Here is a 22,447-nt window from a genome sequence, read left to right on the forward strand (position 1 = left end):
ATTCAGATCAAGGATTCCAATACACAACAAAAGCATATCAAAAGCGACTAGAAAACGTTGGTTTGAAGGGCAGTCATTCCCGAAGGGGAAACTGCCTAGATAATGCCTGTATCGAATCATTTTTCTCCCATCTCAAAACAGAGAACACTTACTTTTCTTCGTGTCAAACGGAAAAAGAGCTTCATAAAAGCATAGAAGATTACATTCAATTCTATAATCACGATCGATTCCAGAAAAAATTAAACCAGTGTGCTCCGGTAGAATACCGTCACACACTGGCAGGTTAGGCTTTTTATAATTGTCTACTTGACAGGGATAAGACCACTCATCGAATCGGTCTTTTTCGCGTAAACGATTATGCTCTGACGCCGAAAAATGCTTTGAGCTTTGCAAACATACCTTTGTTTTCTTCTTCAAATGATTGAAGTGGAACTGATTCACCTAGTACGCGGCGAGCAATATTACGATACGCAATCGATACTTTGTTTTTGGCATCCATTACAATGGGTTCACCATTGTTTGATGCCTTAATGACATCATCATCATCTGCTACAATGCCAAGAAGATCAATTGATAAATGATGAACAACTTCATCAACATCCATTGAATCACCATTTTTCGCCATGTGTGTACGAATTCGGTTTACAATTAAACGTGGCGGTTCGATATCTTCTTGTTCTAGCAAGCCGATAATTCGGTCCGCATCTCTCACAGCCGAGATTTCAGGCGTCGTAACAACAATTGCCTTGTCCGCACCTGACACAGCATTTTTAAAGCCTTGCTCAATTCCAGCAGGGCAATCAATGACAACATAATCAAAGTCTTGTTTCAATGATTGAATTAATTCTTTGATCTGCTCAGGCTCTACTGCGGTTTTATCGCTTGTTTGAGCAGCAGGTAAAAGATACAAAAGATCCTCGAAACGCTTATCTTTTACAAGCGCTTGGTGGATTTTGCATCTCCCTTCTACTACATCGACTAGATCATAAATAATGCGGTTTTCAAGCCCCATCACGACATCCAAATTCCGAAGGCCAATATCGGTATCAACTAGACACACTTTTTTCCCTTGAATTGCTAGTGCCGTGCCTAAGTTTGCAGATGTTGTTGTTTTGCCAACGCCGCCTTTTCCTGAGGTAATCACAATAGCCTCGCCCAATTTCACATTCCTCCCTCAAGCCTTGTCAGATTAGGTCTTATATGAGCCAATTGCTGCAGGCGTTCAATGATCATATTGCCCTCTATATCTAAATAAGCACATTCCATTTCATTTCCATCTTCTTTTTGATCTGGTGCACGGTTAAAAACTTGTGCGATGCGCAGCTGTGTTGGAATCATATGAGATGCCGCAATGACAGCTTGTTTGTTTCCATTACATCCAGCATGCGCCACGCCTTTTAACGCACCGAGCACAAAAATATTTCCCCCTGCGCGAATGGTTCCGCCAGGATTGACATCTCCTATTAATAGAAGATCTCCTTCAACGTAAAGCACCTGTCCAGAGCGGACAATTTTCGCTACAGACGTTATTTCACCCTCTGCCTTTAATCGTCTCGCTTCTTCAGTTGACATGACGTCACTTTCAATGGAATGAATCACAAGATGTTCATTTTCAGACACCGCTTCAGTCAAACGTGTCTCCTGATCCTCTGTTAAATACCGTAAACCAAGTTTAATATGCACATTGACTTTATGCCCGTCTCTTCCATCTGAGTATTGCTCAAGTAAAAGAATCTCACGCAAGCCAGAAAGAAGGTCTTCAAACGAACAGTCATCATTTAACTGTAATGTTAAACCGTTTTTTGTACCTTTTATCGTCACATATTGCTGTTTTTGAGTTTTCAAGATGCTCACCTCAACAACATACTCATTCTCCGTAATTGGACAAACTCCTGCTTTTATTCGTCGATCAGTCCTTGTTTCACATTGATGAAAAAGAGCCTAAGCGGCACAACAAGTATGAGAGACGCAGCAGTATTTAAAAGAATCGTTGGAATATAGCGTTCGATGACATACGTATTAAAAGGCATAATCCCTGTTTGAATCGTTGCTTGAACACCGTACACATAAAACTCCATGACAGAAACAGCAATAATCGACAGAAAGACAACAACTAAAATATTCGTCTGAAGGACTTTGAAGGCTTTCGCTAACAAATAGCAGAGAGTACCAAAGCCAAACATATGAACACCAAGTATGCCTGTATACGAAATATCATATAAAAGTCCAAAGATAAATCCGTAAATCACACCATATTTTTGATTCATAAAAGCTGTCATAAATACAAGTGCAAGTAAGATGAAATGAGGTGCTAAAACTTGATTCTCTGAAACAAATGGAAGCTTCACTAAATTAACAAAAATACTGTCAAATACGAAGATAAACAACATGACAAAAGCAAGAAGGACACGTTTCACGAGCCTTCCCCCTTCGTCAATTCAGATGCATCTGCCGTACTTGTGCTGCGATTCACAACAATCACGCAATCTAAATTGTTGAGGTCAGCAGCTGGTTCTACATAAATGATTTTTGTCAGTCCGTAATGGTCAGGTTCGATTTCACTCACCTTACCAATCGTCAAGCCTTGCGGGAAAACGCCCCCTGCTCCAGATGTTTCAACAAGATCTCCTTTTTTGACATCCTCATCAGCATCGGATTTTAGAATATTCATTGTCAACATTTTTTTCTTGCTGTCATAGCCATTAATAATTCCATTGAGTTCTTCTTTGCCCTTTTTCGCAAAAATTTTCGTTGAAATTCTATTATTTTGGTCTGTAGAGCTTAGCAACCTTACAGTCGAAGTGAAATTGTTGAGCTTATCACTTTCAATTTTACCAATTAACGCACCACTCTCATTTGTGACCGCCATATCTTTATCAACGCCTTGTTTTTTCCCTTTATCAATCATCACAAAGCTATCCCAAAGGGACGGATTTCTCGCAATGACAGTTGAGAGAATGGGCGTATAATCACGAATAGAGTTCACATATCCGAGCTGCTTGCGGAGCTTTTTGTTCTCATCTTCTAGTTCTTGAATTTTCGCCTCATATTGAGTTTGTCCATCAAGTTTTTTTCGAAGACGCTCGTTTTCATCATACGTGTTCTTTAAATCTTGTACGTTTTCATAAATACCGGCAATAAATTGTGATGGTTTATGAAATACACTTTGAAAAAAGCCTGTCGTATCCCCCACTAATTTTTCCGGCCATGAAGCACCTCTTTCTCTTTTTACTGAAAAACCAATCATGGCCACCAGTACGATGATACAGACAAAGAGCAACATTAATCTTTTATTCATAAAAAACTGCGGCATGTCTTACACCTCTTTATTTACGCCCGATTATCTTTTGATTTTCCTTTGAACAAGTGAATATGTTCTAGTGCTTTCCCTGTTCCGATCGCCACACAGTCTAGTGGGTCCTCAGCAATAATGACTGGCATTTTTGTTTCATCACTAATGGCTTTATCAAGATTACGCAGTAATGCACCGCCGCCTGTTAAAACGATTCCGCGATCCATAATATCTGCCGCTAGCTCAGGTGGGGTTTTTTCAAGAGTGACTTTCACCGCATCTAAAATTGTCTCCACCGTATCACGAAGCGCTTTTGCAACCTCTTCCGCCGTAATAGAGATGGTTTTTGGAAGACCTGTTAAAAGGTCACGTCCGCGAATGTCCATCTCATCATGTTCGTCTGGCTGTGCAGAGCCGATTTCCATTTTAATTGCTTCTGAAGTACGATCACCGATCATGAGATTATACGTTTTACGGATGTAACTGCTGATTGCCTCATCCATTTCATCTCCTGCAACACGAATCGATTGAGATGTCACAATGCCCCCAAGTGAAATAATGGCCACTTCTGTTGTACCGCCGCCAATATCTACAACCATACTTCCTGTTGGCTCCCATACAGGCAGGTTAGCACCGATCGCAGCTGCAAAGGGTTCTTCAATAGGATAAGCGTCACGTGCACCAGCTTGTCTTGTTGCATCAATGACTGCACGCTCTTCTACAGCTGTAATACCAGATGGCACACATACCATCACGTAAGGTTTACGAGCAAATAGCCCTTTGTTTTTTAATGCTTGATTAATGTAGTATTTCATCATTGTTGCTGTCGTCTCGTAATCTGCAATGACTCCGTCTTTCATTGGGCGAAGTGCCACAACATTACCAGGTGTACGGCCAATCATATTTCTAGCGTCATTTCCGACAGCTACTATAGACTTCGTATCAGTTTCCAAAGCTACGACAGACGGTTCTCTCACAACAATGCCTTTTCCTTTAATAAAAACAAGTGTATTCGCTGTTCCAAGATCTATTCCAAGGTCTTTTGTACCAATTCCAAACATATGTATGTATCTTCCTTTCTTCAACCAAAATTCCCTTAAGGGAAAAACTCATAAACTCTATTATATCGTAAAACATTGAAAAAAAAAGTGTTACAAATACCCTTTTTCCTTCAAACTCACAAATTTTTGATCACCTATGACAAGATGATCAAGCAGCTGTATTCCAATCAGCTTTCCACATTCAAAAAGTCGCTTTGTAACTTCAATATCTTCCCTGCTAGGCGTTGGATCTCCAGATGGATGGTTGTGCACACATATAAATGAAGCCGCCGAACGTTTAAAGGCTTCTTTAAATATTTCGCGTGGGTGAACAATCGATGAGTTCAGACTTCCAATAAACACGGTATGTTTATGAAGAACCTGATTTTTTGTATTGAGATAAAGACAAACGAAATTTTCCTGTGTCAAAAATCTCATATCTTCCATGACAAAGTTCGCCCCATCCTCCGGCGTTCGGATGACATAAGGGTTATCCGACGTTTGATGGTGTAATCTAGTACCAAGTTCTAAAGCAGCTAAAAGAGAGACCGCCTTCGCTTTTCCAACTCCTCGAATCTTTGACAGTTCTTCAATAGAAGCTTCCTTCACAGAACGAAGACCGCCAAATGTTTGCAGAAGTCTTGCGGATATTTGAAGAACAGATTCCTTTTTTGCGCCAGTTCTTAAAAGGATTGCGACAAGTTCATGGTTTGACAAACTACTTGGACCATATTTAATAAATCGTTCTCGCGGCTTTTCATCATGAGGGAAATGCTTAAGCAACATAGGGAAATGGTTAATGATGAACACTCCTTTTTAGAATTCCTTCCCGTCATCAAAAAGGGGTGATCCCAAATGTTTCAAGCACTCTGACTGTTTTGGCAATAGGAAGTCCTACAACAGAAAAATAATCACCAGCTATTTTTTGAACAAACAGTGCACCTTTTCCTTGAATGCCGTAGCTTCCAGCTTTATCAAGCGGCTCGCCAGTTTCAATATAACGGTCTATTTCGTTTTGCGTGAGCGACCAAAATGTCACTTCTGTCTGTTCATAAAACGTTTCTTTTCTATTCTCTGATTGAATCGTGACACCAGTCAAGACTTGATGTGTCTTGCCTGACAATAATTGAAGCATTGCGGCTGCTTCTTCCTTGTCTTTTGGTTTCCCAAGACATTTGCCGTCAATAGCAACAATCGTATCTGCACCAATGATCACAGCTTTGGGATGTATTTCTTGAATATCATTTGCTTTTTGTTCTGCCAACCATTGGACGTTCTTAGCAGGTGAAAGGTTTCGATTTATTTCTTCTTTTAAATGACTTGCTTGAATGTCATAAAAAAACCTGCTAAATCAAGCAATTCTTTTCTTCTAGGTGATTGAGATGCGAGAATCAACTGGTTCATGTTTGTTCATCCTTTCAGGGTTTAGCCTAAAGAAGTAAGATACCCATTCATCCTATCAAATGTACATCTTACCGACAATTTATGAAAATTTATTTTTCAAGCTCCTTCATCATTATGTTGGAAGCAAAAGAAAAAAACTAGTCATTTTTCTGACTAGTTTGCTTTCTTAAAAATTGATTTTACGTATTTAATTGGTCAAGCAGCGCTTGCTGAGATTTCCACCCATTTTCAGCAGTCGGGTCATTTAACAGTTGAACAGCTTTCAGCAAACTGCTTTTGGCTGATGCGTCAGTTGTTTTGGTACTTTCCAGCTCAGAGATCAGCTGCGCAACTTCATTTTTCTCTACTTCATCCCCTGCAATGACCTTAGAGGATAAAACGGATGCCTTTTCGATCAATCCTGTCAGCTCATCTGGCACTTGAAACGAGAGCTTCTTGCCTCCCCATGCTTCAAAGTGCTGATCAATTAGCTTTTTCCCAACAGCGCTTGTCATCCCTTGTTCTTTGGCAAGCCCAGCAATCACGTAATATCCATCATCTATTGATACTTTCTTTCCCGCATATCCTGCATCTTTTAAACTGCCAACCAAGTCATCTGCTCCTTTTTCAGAAGAAAACTTCCCAGCCTGTACGACAAAGGTTGAAAAACTGCCAGAGACACTTTTTTCATCTTTATTCTCTTTTGATTTATCTGTAGTACCCGCTGGTTGCGAATCCTCTCCAGCTTTCATCGAAGGTTGGCTTCCAGATGCTGAGACACTAATATGATCTCCGCCGGACGGATTGTCTGAACCATCTTGACTTAAACTTAGCGCAAACACACCGAGACCTGTCCCAAGGACCACTGCAAATACAATCGTTGTTATTACTCTCTTGAAGGGACCATGGTTTTTACTGAACTTCTGATCGAATGAGCCTTTTTTCTTTTGATAAGGTGTAACAACCTTTGGATCAGAGTGGTAAATATGATCAGCTGCGTCGTCCCACTGGAAATCTTCTTCTTTCGGTTTAGACGGTTCTTCCTGAGAAGCTGCTGTCTCCTGTTCCGATTGCCTTTTTTCCTCCCAGTTTGAAAACGTCACATGATCCTCTTGCTGTTTTTGGGGCTGATGCTCATCTTCATGAAGCACTTCTTCTTTCCCATTAATATTGACCTTTAAGCCTTGCTTTTTTGCCTGCCTTTTTTTCACTTTCATTCCCCGCTTTCTGACATTGTTTATAAGAAAGACCTTTCTGTCCAATGAATCAGCGCGAATATAACCCGTCCTTCTTTCTGTTTCACACTTTAACATAGCATGTAAAAAAAAGAACAAGACTTTTGTCGGCAGTCTAAAAAAGTGTTCGCCAATTTTCTCATCCGATCAATTTGGTGAATAGGGTCAAGATAAAAGGACCAAAGAGATAAAGCAAAAAAGAAAAGGCGATCGCAGGAACAAAGGGAAACGGCTCGTCTAATCGAAAGGAAAATACCTTCGCATAGACCATTCCCGTGACAGATGAGAGGAAAAGAATGATGAGGAATGCCTTGAAACCAAAGCAAAACGCAAGAACAGCGAAAAGCTTTATGTCAGCTCCGCCGATGCTATTTGGCTTGAAACGATCTATACTATAGAACAAAAGAAAAGAAAAAAGCAGTGAAGACACTCCTTCCCACCAAATAAAAAGCGGTTCCAGCGTGCGGTATATGACGAAAAGTGGAAAATAGAAGAAAAACAACTCGTTTGGCACCCTCATATATAGAAGATCACTCACGACAGCAATCACGAATAAACTACAAAGAATCGCAAGAAAAAGACCTTCAAACGATAAACCAGTGACCCTATAAATGAGCAAAAAAAGGCTACCTAATAGCAGTTCAACCATTGGGTAAAGCAAAGACAACCGGGTGCCGCAATGCTTACATGATCCTTTCAATACAACATACGAAACGAGCGGGATCATTTCATACAGAGAGAGCGTCTGTTTACAAGCACCACAGTGAGAACGCGGAAGAAGAATAGACCGCTTCATTGGCAGCCTTTCGCCAACTAGGTGGAAAAAAGAGCCCATAGTGATGCCTGCAAGAAACACAAGTATGTCAATCATATTCATTGACTCCTTCCGGGGATAGAATAGACCGGATTGTACCATAGCCATTCATCTTGAGCATCTAGCGAAAATGTGATTTTAATCTCCTCTTCTACATATCAAAAGAAAAAGACGCACATTGCATAGAGGCAATGTGCGTCTTTTCCTTACTGTAAAATACGATTTCGTACATCTGAGATAAAATAAAGGGAACCTGTCACCAGAATCATTGCTGCAGGGTCATCTCTTTTTTTCTGAATGAAGTCAAGCACTGCACGAGGGTCTTCATCAAACGATTTTGCTTTTAAATGGCTGCAAGCATAAAGCTTTTCCGCTGATTCAGCTCTCGGAAAGTCAAAGGAAACAAAATGAATCGATGAACTAATCCTTTCAAGCTTTTCGATCATTTGTTTGTAAGGTTTATCTTTTAACGCACTAAAACATACATGAACTTGTTTACTGGAAAAATGAGCTTGTACGGTTTCGATTAAACGGTCCATTCCTTCTTCGTTATGAGCACCATCTAAATAAACAAGAGGCTGATCTTGGATCTTTTCAAATCTTCCAGCCCACACCGCTTGCCGAATTCCTTCATACACTTGCTCATCTAGCACATGGATATATCCTTCTTGCTCCAGCCATTCGATCAATAGAACGGCAAGGGAGGCGTTCTGCCTTTGATGCGTTCCGATTAACCCAGTCTCTAGATGCCGATACTCCCTTTTTGGGGTAGTGAATGTGAAGCGTTCACCTGTTTCAGTCGGATGCTGGTCCTTAAATGTACAAGTATCATGTAACGAGATAAACGGCGCATTCTTTTCTTTGGCTTTGTGTTGAATCACAGTAAGAGCTTCCACTTGATGAACGGCCGTGATCATCGGAATCCCAGCTTTAATAATGCCAGCTTTTTCTGCTGCAATCTGGTCAAGTGTGTCGCCTAAAATGGCCATATGATCGTGACCAATCGACGTAATTGCTGTTAAGATGGGTGCTGCCACATTTGTAGAATCAAGTCTACCTCCAAGCCCTGTTTCCAAGAGGACAAAGTCTACCTGGTGCACATGGGCAAAATAAACAAAGGCACATGCTGTAATGATTTCAAATTCTGTTGCTACGCCAAGCTCTGTATTATCTAATTCATCGACAAAAGGCTTGATCTCATTCACCAAACTCAGCCACTCTTCATCCTGAATAGGTTCCCCATTTACACTGATTCGTTCATTGAACGTTAAAATAAACGGAGAGGTAAAGGTTCCGACTGTATAGCCGGCTGCCTGTAAAATGGAACGAGCAAACGCAATGGTTGACCCTTTTCCATTTGTCCCTGAAACATGTACCGCTTTTATTTTTTGTTCAGGATGGCCTAGTCTGTTCATTAACCACTTCATTCTTTCAATACCCGGTTTTACGCCGAAGGCTAGTCTGCTATGAATCCACTCAATGGCTTCATGATAAGTTGTAAACAATGCCATCTCCCCTTTCATACGAAATTTTCAAAAAAAACGACTCCATTCAGTCAGGAGCCGTCTTTTCAACATTATGCTTTCAGCTCTTCAATACGCTTTTGAACAGCTTCGCGTTTTGCGACATAATCACGTTCTTTTGCACGCTCTTCTTCTACGACACTTTCGGGTGCTTTTTTCATAAAGCCTTCATTCCCAAGCTTTTTCTGTACGCGTTCTACTTCTTTTGTCAGCTTATCAAGCTCTTTTTGCAGTCGAGCGATTTCTTCGTCTAAATTAATTAAACCTTCAAGCGGTAGAATGAGTTCTGCTCCAGAAATAACAGCCGTCATCGCTTTATCACTAGCCGGGACATCTGTGCCAATTTCAAGAACACTTGGATTCGTGAAGCGCTCAATATATGAACGATTTTTCTCTAAACGTTCTTGTACATCAGAAGTGGATGCTTTGATGTAAAGATCGACTTGTTTGCTCATTGGCGTGTTCACTTCACTGCGAATGTTACGAACAGTGCGAATGAGTTCAACAAGCAGCTTCATGTCAGCAGAAGCATGTTCGTTTGAAAGCTCCGGCTTCACTTCAGGCCATTTCGCAACGGTAATGGATTCTCCTTCATGCGGAAGATGCTGCCAAATTTCTTCTGTTAAGAACGGCATAAACGGATGAAGAAGTCTCATCGTTTGATCTAATACATATGCTAGGATTGAACGAGTGGTTTTCTTCGCTGCTTCGTCCTCTCCATAAAGCGGAAGCTTCGCCATTTCAATATACCAATCACAGAAATCATCCCAAATGAAGTTGTATAAATGTCTGCCCACTTCTCCGAATTCATACTTGTCAGCAAGCTGTGTGACACTTTCAATTGTTTCATTTAAGCGTGTTAAAATCCATTGATCAGCAACTGATTTTTCACCTGTCAAAACAAGCTCATCATACGTAAAACCATCCATATTCATTAAAGCAAAACGGGAAGCATTCCAAATTTTGTTCGCAAAGTTCCAAGTGGATTCAACCTTTTCAAAGCTAAAACGTAGATCCTGACCTGGTGAACTTCCAGTGGCTAAAAAATATCTTAATGAATCCGCACCGTATTTGTCGATGACCTCCATCGGATCGATTCCGTTGCCAAGCGATTTACTCATTTTACGTCCTTGTTCGTCGCGGATGAGCCCATGAATAAGGACATCTTTAAATGGTTTTTCTCCTGTAAATTCGAGACCTTGGAAGATCATACGAGACACCCAGAAGAAGATGATGTCATAGCCGGTTACAAGCAGATTTGTTGGATAGTAACGCTTGAAATCTTCACTGTCTGCATCCGGCCAGCCCATTGTAGAGAAAGGCCAAAGCGCTGAACTAAACCATGTATCAAGGACATCGTGATCCTGCTCCCAGTTCTCGATATCTTCTGGCGCTTCCAGCCCAACGTATACTTCTTTCGTTTCTTTGTGATACCAAGCCGGGATGCGGTGTCCCCACCATAGCTGACGAGAAATACACCAGTCGCGGATATTTTCCATCCAGTGTAAATACGTCTTTTCAAATCGATCAGGGACAAATTGGACTTGCTCATCACCTTTTTGCAGGTTGATGGCTTCATCCGCCAGCGGCTGCATTTTTACAAACCATTGTGTAGATAAGTATGGCTCAACAACAGCTCCGCTCCGCTCACTGTGACCAACTGAATGCATGTGATCCTCAATTTTGAACAAAATACCTTCATCTTGTAAATCTTTCACAAGCTGTTTACGGCATTCGAAACGGTCCATCCCTTTGTATTGCATTGCATTTTCATTCATTGTACCATCTTCATTCATCACAAGAATTCGTTCTAGTTGATGGCGGTTTCCAAGCTCAAAGTCATTCGGGTCATGAGCAGGTGTAATTTTCACAGCTCCTGAACCAAACTCCATATCTACATAGTCATCACCGACGATTGGGATCTCACGGCCTGTCAATGGTAAAATGACTGTTTTCCCAATCAAATGCTGATAACGCTCATCTTCTGGATGGACAGCTACTGCCGTATCTCCAAGCATTGTTTCAGGTCTTGTTGTCGCAATTTCAATCGAACCTGTTCCATCTTCAAGCGGATATCTCAAGTGATAAAACGCTCCTTGAACATCCTTATAAATAACCTCTATATCAGAAAGTGCAGTCTTTGTCGCTGGATCCCAGTTAATAATGTACTCTCCGCGATAGATGAGCCCTTTTTCATATAGTTGAACAAACACTTGGCGAACGGCTTTATTCAGACCTTCATCTAATGTAAAACGTTCACGCGAGTAATCTAGGCCAAGGCCCATTTTCGCCCACTGGCTGCGAATAAAATCAGCATACTCTTCCTTCCACTTCCACGTTTCTTCCACAAATTTTTCACGTCCGAGGTCATAACGGCTCACGCCTTCTTCACGAAGCTTCGCCTCCACCTTTGCTTGAGTGGCAATGCCGGCATGGTCCATTCCTGGAAGCCATAGAACGTCATAGCCTTGCATTCGTTTCATGCGTGTTACGATATCTTGAAGTGTTGAATCCCAAGCATGTCCGAGGTGCAGTTTTCCGGTCACATTTGGTGGAGGAATGACGACTGTATATGGATCTTTCGTTTTGTCATTTTGTGCTTCGAAAAATTTCCCTTCAAGCCAGTACGTATAGCGGTCTTTTTCAATCGCATTTGAATCGTACTTTGTTGGCATTTCTTGATTATTTGTTTCCATTTGTGTAACCTCCACATTTTTTCGGCTGATAAAACGTAAAAAAGCCTTTTCATCCTTATAAAAGGACGAAAAAGCTTTTCGCGGTACCACCTTTTTTCACGGAACACACATACGTGTCACGTACACTCTAAAGGATAACGGGGTTCTCCCGAATTTCTCTACTTTATCATTCAAGAAATTAAGCTCACAGGCGACCTTCCAAACAAGTACATTCTAGGAAACCTTTCAGCTGCCGGCTTCCCTCTCTTTAGGGTCTTGTTCGTACTCTTCCTGATCCACGCTTACGATTTATCACGTTCATCAGCACATAATCATCTTTTATTAATATTACTAAATGCCTTTTGTTTTCGTCAATCATCTTTTCCGCTTTTCTTCTTCTTTATACAAATTGGGCAGGCACCCTTCGCCTCATTGCCCATATGATAATAACAAAATGAAGAAGGAGGGCGTTTTATTTTGAAAAAGATCAATCCGTATACACTTCCCCCCTGGCTTAGACAAATTCGGGCAGTTGCCTCCCAGGTCGTTCTCCCGATTGCCATATTTCAAGGGTTTCGCACGATCATTTTCCCCACAACATTTGACGTCCTCATCTTAGGTATTCTTATTTTCCTCGCCTGTGCGTTTCACCTTGATTGGTTTTAAAAAAGCTGACGATGACAAGCTGACACTTATGTATAGGCCATTCCTTAACAGAAAAAGGAGAGAGCCATCATAAAACAACCTCGTCATTCTGCTGATGACGAGGCATTTTGTTCTTCTTCAAGACGTCTAGCCTGCTCAATGTCGTGAATCTTCATGACGGTCGGCTCTGAATTTTTCATTTGCCAATACATACTTAACAGTTGCTGACAGCTTTCCATCTCGTCCTGCCCGCCTGCTTTATAGGCTTTCACCGTATCAAACAAGCCCTGCGGGTAAGCGAGGTAGCTTAAGAACAAATGAAGTTCTTCCTCCCGAAGTGGATTTCCCTTTTGATACGTATAAAACAAAGAAGTGCATTCAGGACAAGAAGTAGGATAAGTTTTGAATGTTCGAAAGTAAAAGGTCAGAAGGTCATATATGGGAGCGGCCTTTTTAGACCGCTCAAAATTGGTGAAATGCCCTGTGCCTACATCATTGTACAAAAAGTGATGAATCGACAACTGCCCATGATTGAGCACAACTCGTGTTGTCTCTTGGTCTTTCATTTCCTCATGCCAATCCTCTAAACGTTCAAGCGCAAATTCACTTGCAGACATCGCTTCTGAAAAATACATAGCAGCGGCCAGCTCAAACGGCGACATATACCATGTTTGTTCTGCCCGCTCTATGAATCGTTCATACATGTCTTTCTCTGTTTCCCATTTGCTCTTCATTTGTGTATAATGAGCTTCTATTTCTTGCTCTGTGATGTCCACCATCACTTCCGTTCGTTTATGAAGTCTTGCAATCTCTTGGAATAAATATTCATGTTTATCGTCCTGCTCTTCTCTCTTTTCATTTGTCAGCCACGGCATGAGATAATATGCGTACTGACTTTCGCGATGACTTGAGAAAAAAGAACCGCTCTTTGTGCGATAAATCGGCACAAACGAGCGATAGCCTTTTGACTCTAGTTCAAGCATTTGCTCTGTAAACTGCATATGTCGATGTGCTTTTACTCGCTTTAGTGCAAATACACCCTGCTTTGTGTACACCTTGACAACAGCAGGACTGACGGGTTCAATATATTCAGCCTCAAGCCCATATTCGTATAAGACTGGTTGGATTTCATCCACGTTCACTCACCACATTTTCTCGGTCGGTCATCTCTTGCTATGCATTGCTTTTTTGATATTCAGGAATATAAAGAATTTGCCCTTCTTCAAGCTCCGCATCAACCGATAATGAGTTCGTTCTAAGGAGCTGCTGGACATTCAACTGATATCGCTCACAAATACGATCGACCGTATCTTCTTGCTGAACTATACATATTTTCATGCGAGAAAAATCTTCCTCCTCCTGCTTAGCGAACAGCTTCGTTAAATAAAGAGAATTCTCACTGCCAGACGTTTCTCTCACGTCATTTTCGGATTCCTCAGCCTCTTGAGCTGACTCATACACCTGTGGTGCTTCGCGTTCGTATAATCGTTCAATTTGATAAGTGTCATCCCGCTCCTCTTGCACCGGCTCCACATGATCGGCAGGTGGTTCAAATGTCGGATATGCTGGAACCGTTTTTTCTTGCTCACCCGCTGCTTCAGGATCTTTTCTGACTTCCAACTCAAAGAACGTATCCTCTCGCTCCTCTTCTTCTAATAACTTAGGCGGTTCAAAAAATGGCGGCTCTTGCACCTGAGCTTCTGGGAAAGAACGATAACCAAGTGTTACTGCTTCTTCTTTGTCCTCATGTTCTTCCCCTTCTTCTGTTTCTTCCATGATCACCGGCTCTATTTTAATTTCTTCGTCCCCTTGCTTGGTACGTACGTCACTTTGTAAAACAGCCTGTTCCTCATATTCTTCACGCCCATCGTCCGCATCTTGTTCCTCTTGATCCTTCTGCACCTGATATTCATATGTCACATCGCCAAATTCTTCTTCAGAGCGATGGACAAATTCATAGGGCTCCTCTACAGGCGCTTGAGGCGTCTCATCATCTAACAAGCCTTCAATCGCTAGATCAGCCTGAATGGTCAGCAAGCGGCTTTCTGTCAGTTGATAATCAAATGCCTCAATAAACACAAACACATCATTTAAATGACTGATTTTGTTCTTAGGGATGGTGATATCCACCGGAAATTGATGCAGAAGCTCTGCCGTTCCGTCTTCTCTTACCTTGACCTCATCAGCTTGCCTGTATGATGCATAGGAACTAGATTCACCCATTAGCTCCTCTTGATATATGTTGTATTCTCCTGTTAGCTCGAGTGAACCTCTAATGGAAACATAATCATTCACTTCTTGAACGAGAATGTCAGGATCGAGAGAAATTGACAGTAGCTCACTGACTTCCTGTCCGTTTTTAAAATAAATGGATTCTTCTACAGAAAACTGCAATCGGTTGTTTTGAGACAAGTCGGTGTCCTCCTTTCATCTAATCCTTCAAAATAAATTAGATGTCAATACAGGTGTATGTGGGGGGCGGTGAAAATATGATTGGTTTCTTGCAAAGCAAAAAAGCCGATATGTCACCATATCTGCTTTCGTTTATCGACGTAGTTTTTGAAAAACCTTTTGCACTGACTCAATCGTATATTTGATGTCTTCATCTGTATGAGCAGTTGAAAGGAATAACCCTTCGAATTGAGAAGGTGGAAGGAAGATGCCGTGATCAGCCATTTCCTTGTAAAATTCAGCGAATAAAGCCAGATCAGCTGTTTTCGCTGTGTCGTAATTGATAACTTGTTCATTCGTAAAGAAGAATCCGATCATGGAACCCGCACGGTTAAACGTTAATGGAATTCCATATGCTTTTGCCGATTTCGAAATTCCTTCTTCCAGCCTATCACCTTTTCGTCTAAACTCTTCGTAAGACTGAGGGGTAAGCTGCTTTAACGTTTCTAAGCCTGCTGTCATTGCAAGAGGGTTACCGGATAACGTTCCTGCTTGATAAATCGGGCCGCTTGGCGCAATTTGTCTCATAATGTCCGCTCTACCGCCATAAGCACCAACTGGCAGGCCGCCTCCGATGACTTTACCAAGACATGTCAGATCAGGCGTAATGCCAAAATAGCCTTGTGCACAATGATAATCCACACGGAAGCCTGTCATGACCTCATCAAAAATGAGCAAAGAGCCATATTGTTCTGTAATGTCTCTTAGCCCTTGCAAGAAACCGTCTTGCGGAGGGACAACACCCATATTTCCTGCAACTGGTTCTACAATGACACCTGCAATGTCGTCTCCAAATTCTTGAAAAGCGACTTTGATGCTTTCTAAATCATTGTATGGAACGGTGATCGTATTGCTCGCTGTACCTTCAGGGACACCAGGGCTATCCGGAAGTCCAAGCGTTGCCACACCTGAACCGGCTTTAATGAGCAAAGAATCACCGTGGCCATGATAGCAGCCTTCAAATTTCACAATTTTGTTTCTGCCCGTAAAACCACGAGCTAGACGAAGCGCACTCATCGTCGCCTCTGTTCCAGAGCTGACCATACGAATGACCTCAATAGAAGGAACTCGTTCTGATACAAGCTTAGCTAATTCATTTTCAACTAAAGTAGAAGCACCGAAGCTTGTACCATGTTCAGCTACTCGCTGAATGCTTTCAACCACACGGTCATTCGTATGCCCTAAAATAAGCGGTCCCCACGATAAGACGTAATCAATATATTCATTTCCGTCAATATCGTATATTTTTGCGCCTTTTCCTCGTTCCATAAAAATTGGGTCTGTATTGACTGATTTAAATGCGCGCACAGGGCTGTTCACACCACCCGGCATTAACTGCTGCGCTTCTTTAAATGCTTGCTTTGACTTTTCATAGCTACGTCCCATTTCAATGTCCTCCTGTCTATCCGTTCTTTATTCTGAGAGCCATTTCGCTGCATCTTTTGCATGATACGTAATGATTAATTCTGCGCCTGCACGTTTCATGCTAGTCAGCATTTCAAGAACAAGCTCTTTTTCAGAAATCCAGCCATTTTGAGCTGCTGCTTTGACCATTGCATACTCTCCGCTCACATTGTACGCAACAACAGGAAGTGTAAATTCATTTTTCACATCACGCATGATATCTAAGTATGAAAGTGACGGCTTCACGATTAGGAAGTCAGCGCCTTCTTCTACATCAGACTGTGCTTCTCTCAGTGCTTCTAAACGGTTTGCAGGGTCCATTTGATACGTTTTACGATCTCCAAACTGCGGTGTGCTATGCGCCGCATCACGAAACGGACCGTAAAAAGCACTTGCATATTTCACAGCATATGACATCACTGGCACATGAACAAAGCCGGCCTCATCAAGCGCCTCACGAATTGCGATAACAAAGCCATCCATCATATTTGATGGAGCAATGATATCTGCACCTGCACGAGCCTGACTGACAGCAGTTTTCGCTAAGAGCTGAAGAGATTCATCATTTAAAATTTCTCCATCTTCAACGATTCCGCAATGTCCGTGATCTGTATATTGGCATAAGCAAGTATCAGCAATGACCACAAGCTCTGGGAAATGCTTTTTGATTTCAAGCGTTGCTTTTTGAACGATCCCATGATCGTGATAAGCTTCACTGCCTACATGGTCTTTATGGTCTGGTACCCCAAAAACAATGATAGATTTAATCCCAAGGTCAACAAGCTCTTGGACTTCTTCTTTCACAAGATCAACTGAAATGTGATAGACACCCGGCATTGAAGGGACTTCTTTCCGGACATTCTCTCCCTCTACAAAAAAGATAGGATAAATGAAATCAGAGGGTCTTAAAAATGTTTCTCTCACCAATTCTCTCATTCCTGCGCTTGTACGCAATCTGCGGTGTCTGTTAAATTTCATCATTGGTTCAACTTCCTTTCAGATAAACGGCACATCAAATCAAGCATCCCGTCTATCGTATAAGTATCTGGGGTTTCAGAAGAAATCCCGTATTGAAGCAGTGCCTCTTGTGTAAGAGGACCGATGCTCACAAAACATGTGTCCGATGCAGCTAATCTATCGATATCAGCCTCCATGGCGTGCATAAAAGAATGAACAGTGGAGGAGCTTGTAAATGTAATAAAATCAAATGATTGCTCCATCATGGCCGACTTGAGTGCGATAATTCCGTCCTCATCCTTCACTGTTTCATATATAATCCACTCTTTTACGTCAATGCCAAGCGGAACGAGGGTATTCTTCACCACATCTCGTGACAGGTGGCCTTTTGCTACAAAGACACATTCTTCTGGGTGTACATGTTCAATTAAAGCATCTGCCAGTTCTTCTGCTATAAAACGTTCTGGAACCACATCCACTTTTAAGCCGTGCTGCATCAGATAGGCAGATGTTTTTTCACCTACAGCCGCCACTTTCAAGTGGGATAAGCTTTGATGTAATTGATGCTTCTCTATATAACTGAGAAAAAAAGACGCACCATTTACACTTGTAAACACAAGCCAATGGCTTGCTTCTAAGTCTTCTAAAAATGCCTTCGCTTTTTCTTTTGTAAGCGTTGGTTCAAACCTGATAAGAGAGGTTAAAACAGCATGGCCGTTCAGCGCTTCAATTTTCTGCTGAAACGCACCCGCTTGACGTTCATTTCGAGTGACAAGCACCGTCTGTCCGTAAAGCGATTTGGCTATCGTCATTGGGAAGACAGATCCTTTTTCACCTTGTCGATCAAATCCTTTGCTCCCTTATCAGACATCTGCATCGCACACGCTGTACCAATGGCCTCAGGGTCAGACCCTGTGACGGTTTCTCGAATGATCGTATGCCCGTCTGCAGATGCTACAAGACCCGTCAGTTCAATTTCATCACGCTCATTCATCGTTGCATAGCCAGCGATTGGCACCTGACAGCTGCCATCCATTTGTTTAAGAAAGGCTCGTTCTGCGAGAACCGTTTTCTTCGTATATTCATTCGTAAATTGAGCAAGAAGCTCCAATAGCTCTTTATCATCCCCGCGGCACTCAATCGACAAAGCACCTTGGCCAACGGCGGGAAGGCAAGTTTCAGGAGATAAGAATTCCGACACGACTTCTTTACTCCAGCCCATTCTAGACAAACCGGCAGCCGCTAGAATAATGGCATCGTATTCTTCATTTTTCAGCTTCTCAAGTCTTGTATCAATGTTTCCTCGAATCCATTTAATCTCAAGATCTGGTCTCTCCTGAAGAAGCTGGGCACTGCGCCGTAAGCTGCTCGTTCCAACAATGGCTCCCTTTGGCAGTTCATGAAGACGGAGATGATCCTTTGAAATCAGTACGTCCCGCACATCCTCACGCTCAGGAATACAGCCAATGACTAAACCTTCCGGGAGGGCTGCCGGCATATCTTTCATGCTGTGTACCGCCATATCGATGTCATGATTCAGCATCGCCTGTTCAATCTCTTTGACAAATAGTCCTTTTCCGCCAACCTTTGATAAGGTCACATCTAAAATTTGATCACCCTTTGTTACAATTTCTTTTATTTCAAAAGAATAAGAAGGGTTTAGTTCAGACAGCTTTTGAATGACCCATTTTGTTTGTGTAATTGCTAGCTTACTTCGTCTAGAACCTACTTTAATTGTACGCATTACGCCTTCCTCCCGACAATGCCCTTAAGACTCATCATTATTGAAACCAATGAAAGGTTGATAAGCTACCAAGCAGAAAATAATTGATCATCAGCACAAAAAATGAAGCGACATTCCATCGTGCCACGATTTTGCCCTGCATATTTCGCACCAATCTGATGTATAAGTAAAAGCCGTATAAAAAAAGGATAATAAACGAACCAAGCACCTTTGCATCTATCCAGTACAACGTATCATACGAAATATATGCCCAAATAATGCCAAGAATTAAACTAAGCAAGAGCATTGGCACGCCAATAATGTTTAATACGTAGGCCATATGATCAAGCTTTGATAAGTCTTCAATTCTCAGAAGCCATTTCCCCCATTTTTTCTTTTTCAGCAAACGATATTGCAAGAGATAGAGAAGTGAAAAAGCAAATGAAAGCGAAAAGGCACCGTATGATAAAATGGCCATTGTAATATGAATGACGAGCAGTTCACTCGTTAACTTCCCCGTCAGTTCCGCAGAATGGAGATCAGATGGTGTAAAGGTGTGAATCGCCATTATGGAAAAACCAATCACATTTGTAAAAAAGACAATAAATTCAAAGCGTAATACTTTTGTGAGGACGAGTGAAAGTGTCACAAGCACCCACGTATAAAAATATAACCCCTCTGCTACATTTAACACAGGGAATTGGTCTGTTTCCATCATAATATAAAACATGTAGACTGTTTGCAGTAGCCAGACAATAGAAAGCAACCAGAAAGCCATTTTTCCAGCCTTCCGGTTGTGTTGAAGAAAATCTATGAAATAGAACAAGACACTGAGTGCATAGATCAAGATCGTCGCTTCGTTAAGTCTCACTACAATGGATTCCATCATCGCCTAATCACTCACTAGCAACTGTAGCAAAGCCTTGTGCCACATTTGGTTTGAACAGCTGAAATGACCCTTGCTCCACCTGTACAGGCTCTACCTTTTGCTCTTCATCTTCAATCTTTAAATCAAAGATTTCTTTAAAGAGTAAAAGTTTTTCCTCTGCATTCGGCTCCCCTGCAATTTCTTTTGCCTTTAAGATAGGATCTTTCAGCATTTGATTGATGATGCTTTTCGTATGTTTATTTAATAGCTTCATTTCACGGTTTGTGAGGTTTGGAAGCTTCCGTTCAATGCTTTGCATCGTATCTGCTTGAATCAAGAGTGCTTTTTCTCTTAAAGCAGATATGACTGGAACAACTCCGAGCGTATTGAGCCATTGCTTAAATTCAACAATTTCAGCTTCAATGATGAGCTCAACCTGCTCAGCCACTTCACGGCGTTCTTTTAAGTTAGCTGCCACAATGCCTTCTAGGTCATCAATGTCATACAAAAAAACACCTTCTACTTCAGAAATGGCTGGGTCTAAATCACGGGGCACTGCAATATCCATCATAAATAGCGGTCTGCCTTTCCGCTTTTTATTCGCATTTTCGACCATCTCTTTTGTAATGACAAATTGTTTAGCACCTGTCGAGCTAATTAAAATGTCCGCTTCAGATAATATTTTTTCTAATTGATTTAAGCTCCTAGCCTCTCCTGAAAAACGGCTAGCCAGTTCTTTTGCTTTCTCATACGTTCGATTGATGACCGTTACCTGACCAATTCCTTGACTTTGAAGGTTTTGCGCCGCCAGCTCGCCCATTTTACCCGCACCAAGAATAAGGACATGCTTATCAGAAAGATGTCCAAAGATTTTTTTGGCAAGTTCAACTGCCGCATAGCTGACAGATACAGCATTAGACGCAATATCTGTTTCCGCATGAGAGCGCTTCGCGACTGTTACCGCCTGCTTAAATAAATAATTGAAAACGGTACCAATGGTCTTCTCCTCTTGAGCGACTTTAAAGCTTGAGCGCACTTGACCGAGTATCTGTGTTTCACCAATGACCATAGAATCAAGTCCACAGGCCACACGGAATAAATGCTCAACCGCTCCATCATTTTCATAAAACTTCAAATATGGAGAGACATCTTCTTTTTCTAAACCGAACCAATCTGCTAAAAATCTTTTTATATAAAACCGACCAGTATGAAGCTGATCTACAACTGCGTAGATCTCTGTTCGATTACATGTTGAGATGACGATATTCTCTAGAATGCTTTTTTCTTCTTTAAGCTTGGACATCGCCGTTCCGAGCTTGCTCGGTTCAAAGCTCAGCTGTTCCCGTATCTCAACAGGGGCTGTTTTATAATCTACACCCACAACAAGAATATGCATAACTTCAGCTTGCACCCCCAACGCCCTGTCTAATTTATAATAATTACAATATAGAATTTATTATTTATAATGATTATAACATATATTTATTTTTAACTGGATAAAAATTGTGAACAGATTTCAAAAATGTTGTGATATAGTAGAAAAATGTTCGACATCGAATGCCATATCATCACTTCAAGCAATTTACCAGATTTGGCGCGTGCGGACAAATGAATGATTTGCTTAAAAGAAGGTGACATCTTTGAAGAAGAAATCCATTTTACTACCGCTCACTTTGCTGGCTATAGCGCTATATGCCATTCTCTCAGGAGGTCAATTTGACATTTGGAATGATCAGGAGAAATGGTATACACTTGTACTGCTTTTTGGCCTTGCTTTCTTATATCAAGGAAAGAAGGAGCAGGAAACCTCTCATGTGTTTATCGGTATGCTCATGACGGGCCTTGCGCTACACTTTATTCTTCAGCCGAAATTGGACCACTGGCCAGACACATTTACGATGATTGTGTTCATCATCGGCCTTGCGCTTTTGATGAAATCATCTCAGAAAAAGGAATATCGTATAGAAAGTGTTGTTCTCATTTTACTTGGCCTGTTCCTTAATTTCTTTCAGCAAATTACAAAACAGCTTAGCACACTCTCTATCCAGACTTCCGGTTTTGAATTGTACTGGCCATATGTACTGATTGCAGTCAGTCTCCTCTTATTATTTTTAAAAAAGAAATAACTTATACAATCAAATTGTTTAACAAGCCATCAAATGGCTGTTTTATAAATTTTTATAATACACATCTTAGAGAAGAATAATATGCAGTTTAATTGATGATAGACGACAAATAACCGCCTAGACATAACGGAATGACGTATTGAATATTGAAAAATTTTGAGCTTTCCAACATAAATGGGATAACTGTCATAATCATATATTCATACCTGCGATCGCTATACTTCTATAGTGAGGATTAAAAAAAACTAAAAAAGATGATTTGATAAACGAATTAAAACTGAATCGTTCTCATTCATGTTCTACGTTTTCTC

The 22,447-nt window shown here is 41.3% G+C and carries 20 protein-coding genes, 2 pseudogenes and 1 other annotated feature; of the genes and pseudogenes, 3 read left to right on the forward strand and 19 right to left on the reverse strand.

All coding sequences use genetic code 11. The features are described from left to right. Nucleotides 1–287 (forward strand): IS3 family transposase (locus WAX46_RS07270; RefSeq protein ID WP_336493564.1); only part of this gene is annotated, 287 nt, incomplete at its 5' end. A gap of 68 nt (nt 288–355) precedes the next feature. Here the strand turns inward: WAX46_RS07270 and minD are convergent. The 11 genes and pseudogenes from minD to WAX46_RS07325 form a co-directional block, all read right to left on the reverse strand. Beyond that, entirely contained in the window at nt 356–1,159 is an 804-nt protein-coding gene (gene minD / locus WAX46_RS07275) for a septum site-determining protein MinD (protein WP_017358134.1), read from the reverse strand. Nucleotides 1,160–1,161: 2 nt separating this feature from the next. Continuing rightward, a complete protein-coding gene (minC, locus tag WAX46_RS07280) occupies nt 1,162–1,845 on the reverse strand; it encodes a septum site-determining protein MinC (RefSeq protein ID WP_226568068.1) in 684 nt (227 codons plus the stop codon). Between the two features lie 53 nt (nt 1,846–1,898). After that, on the reverse strand, nt 1,899–2,417 hold the full coding sequence (gene mreD / locus WAX46_RS07285; RefSeq protein WP_226568069.1) for a rod shape-determining protein MreD: 519 nt from the start codon (nt 2,415–2,417) through the stop codon (nt 1,899–1,901). Then, entirely contained in the window at nt 2,414–3,313 is a 900-nt protein-coding gene (gene mreC, locus WAX46_RS07290) for a rod shape-determining protein MreC (RefSeq protein WP_226568070.1), read from the reverse strand. Before mreC ends, mreD begins: the two co-directional genes overlap by 4 nt. A 17-nt stretch (nt 3,314–3,330) precedes the next feature. Next, nucleotides 3,331–4,353, reverse strand: a complete 1,023-nt coding sequence (locus WAX46_RS07295) for a rod shape-determining protein (protein ID WP_226568071.1) — start codon at nt 4,351–4,353, stop codon at nt 3,331–3,333. A gap of 90 nt (nt 4,354–4,443) precedes the next feature. Further along, on the reverse strand, nt 4,444–5,118 hold the full coding sequence (gene radC / locus WAX46_RS07300; protein ID WP_226568080.1) for a RadC family protein: 675 nt from the start codon (nt 5,116–5,118) through the stop codon (nt 4,444–4,446). Between the two features lie 49 nt (nt 5,119–5,167). Next, a pseudogene (locus WAX46_RS07305) lies at nt 5,168–5,736 on the reverse strand (Maf family protein). A gap of 179 nt (nt 5,737–5,915) precedes the next feature. Further along, on the reverse strand, nt 5,916–6,932 hold the full coding sequence (locus tag WAX46_RS07310) for an SPOR domain-containing protein (protein WP_336493565.1): 1,017 nt from the start codon (nt 6,930–6,932) through the stop codon (nt 5,916–5,918). A 157-nt stretch (nt 6,933–7,089) separates the two neighbouring features. Continuing rightward, entirely contained in the window at nt 7,090–7,821 is a 732-nt protein-coding gene (locus tag WAX46_RS07315) for a prepilin peptidase (RefSeq protein ID WP_226568074.1), read from the reverse strand. 149 nt (nt 7,822–7,970) lie between these two features. Then, nucleotides 7,971–9,275 (reverse strand): bifunctional folylpolyglutamate synthase/dihydrofolate synthase, encoded by a 1,305-nt coding sequence (locus WAX46_RS07320; protein ID WP_336493566.1) that lies wholly within the window; start codon nt 9,273–9,275, stop codon nt 7,971–7,973. Between the two features lie 65 nt (nt 9,276–9,340). Next, nucleotides 9,341–11,983, reverse strand: coding sequence for a valine--tRNA ligase (locus tag WAX46_RS07325; RefSeq protein ID WP_336493567.1), 2,643 nt, complete (start codon nt 11,981–11,983; stop codon nt 9,341–9,343). Between the two features lie 58 nt (nt 11,984–12,041). Beyond that, nucleotides 12,042–12,270 (reverse strand) — a binding site (T-box leader). Nucleotides 12,271–12,439: 169 nt separating this feature from the next. Here WAX46_RS07325 and WAX46_RS07330 point away from each other — a divergent pair. Beyond that, nucleotides 12,440–12,628 (forward strand): hypothetical protein, encoded by a 189-nt coding sequence (locus WAX46_RS07330; RefSeq protein ID WP_003216497.1) that lies wholly within the window; start codon nt 12,440–12,442, stop codon nt 12,626–12,628. An 83-nt stretch (nt 12,629–12,711) separates the two neighbouring features. Here WAX46_RS07330 and ysxE read toward each other — a convergent pair whose 3' ends face one another. The 8 genes and pseudogenes from ysxE to hemA all read right to left on the reverse strand — a co-directional run bounded on the left by ysxE (nt 12,712) and on the right by hemA (nt 21,406). After that, nucleotides 12,712–13,743, reverse strand: a complete 1,032-nt coding sequence (gene ysxE, locus WAX46_RS07335) for a spore coat protein YsxE (RefSeq protein ID WP_336493568.1) — start codon at nt 13,741–13,743, stop codon at nt 12,712–12,714. An 856-nt stretch (nt 13,744–14,599) separates the two neighbouring features. Beyond that, nucleotides 14,600–15,019, reverse strand: a pseudogene (locus tag WAX46_RS15800) (LysM peptidoglycan-binding domain-containing protein); the annotation flags it as partial. Between the two features lie 132 nt (nt 15,020–15,151). Beyond that, on the reverse strand, nt 15,152–16,444 hold the full coding sequence (gene hemL, locus WAX46_RS07345; protein ID WP_336493570.1) for a glutamate-1-semialdehyde 2,1-aminomutase: 1,293 nt from the start codon (nt 16,442–16,444) through the stop codon (nt 15,152–15,154). A 27-nt stretch (nt 16,445–16,471) separates the two neighbouring features. Next, the gene (gene hemB, locus WAX46_RS07350; protein WP_226568777.1) at nt 16,472–17,443 is read right to left on the reverse strand and encodes a porphobilinogen synthase; all 972 of its coding nucleotides are present in this window, start codon (nt 17,441–17,443) and stop codon (nt 16,472–16,474) included. Then, the gene (locus WAX46_RS07355; RefSeq protein WP_008342826.1) at nt 17,440–18,231 is read right to left on the reverse strand and encodes a uroporphyrinogen-III synthase; all 792 of its coding nucleotides are present in this window, start codon (nt 18,229–18,231) and stop codon (nt 17,440–17,442) included. The genes hemB and WAX46_RS07355 overlap by 4 nt, the downstream gene beginning before the upstream one ends. Beyond that, nucleotides 18,228–19,163, reverse strand: a complete 936-nt coding sequence (gene hemC, locus WAX46_RS07360; RefSeq protein WP_226568779.1) for a hydroxymethylbilane synthase — start codon at nt 19,161–19,163, stop codon at nt 18,228–18,230. Before hemC ends, WAX46_RS07355 begins: the two co-directional genes overlap by 4 nt. A 37-nt stretch (nt 19,164–19,200) precedes the next feature. Then, nucleotides 19,201–20,031, reverse strand: a complete 831-nt coding sequence (locus WAX46_RS07365; RefSeq protein WP_226568781.1) for a cytochrome c biogenesis protein — start codon at nt 20,029–20,031, stop codon at nt 19,201–19,203. 7 nt (nt 20,032–20,038) lie between these two features. Then, complete coding sequence (gene hemA, locus WAX46_RS07370) at nt 20,039–21,406, reverse strand: glutamyl-tRNA reductase (protein WP_226568839.1); 1,368 nt, start codon at nt 21,404–21,406, stop codon at nt 20,039–20,041. A gap of 235 nt (nt 21,407–21,641) precedes the next feature. Here hemA and WAX46_RS07375 point away from each other — a divergent pair, with 235 nt between their 5' ends. Next, nucleotides 21,642–22,136: a hypothetical protein gene (locus tag WAX46_RS07375; protein ID WP_226568784.1), complete on the forward strand. Its 495-nt coding sequence runs from the start codon at nt 21,642–21,644 to the stop codon at nt 22,134–22,136. Nucleotides 22,137–22,447 lie beyond the last annotated feature (311 nt).

This window comes from Bacillus sp. FJAT-53060 (assembly GCF_037104745.1).
Lineage (GTDB): Bacteria > Bacillota > Bacilli > Bacillales > Bacillaceae > Bacillus > Bacillus stratosphericus_B.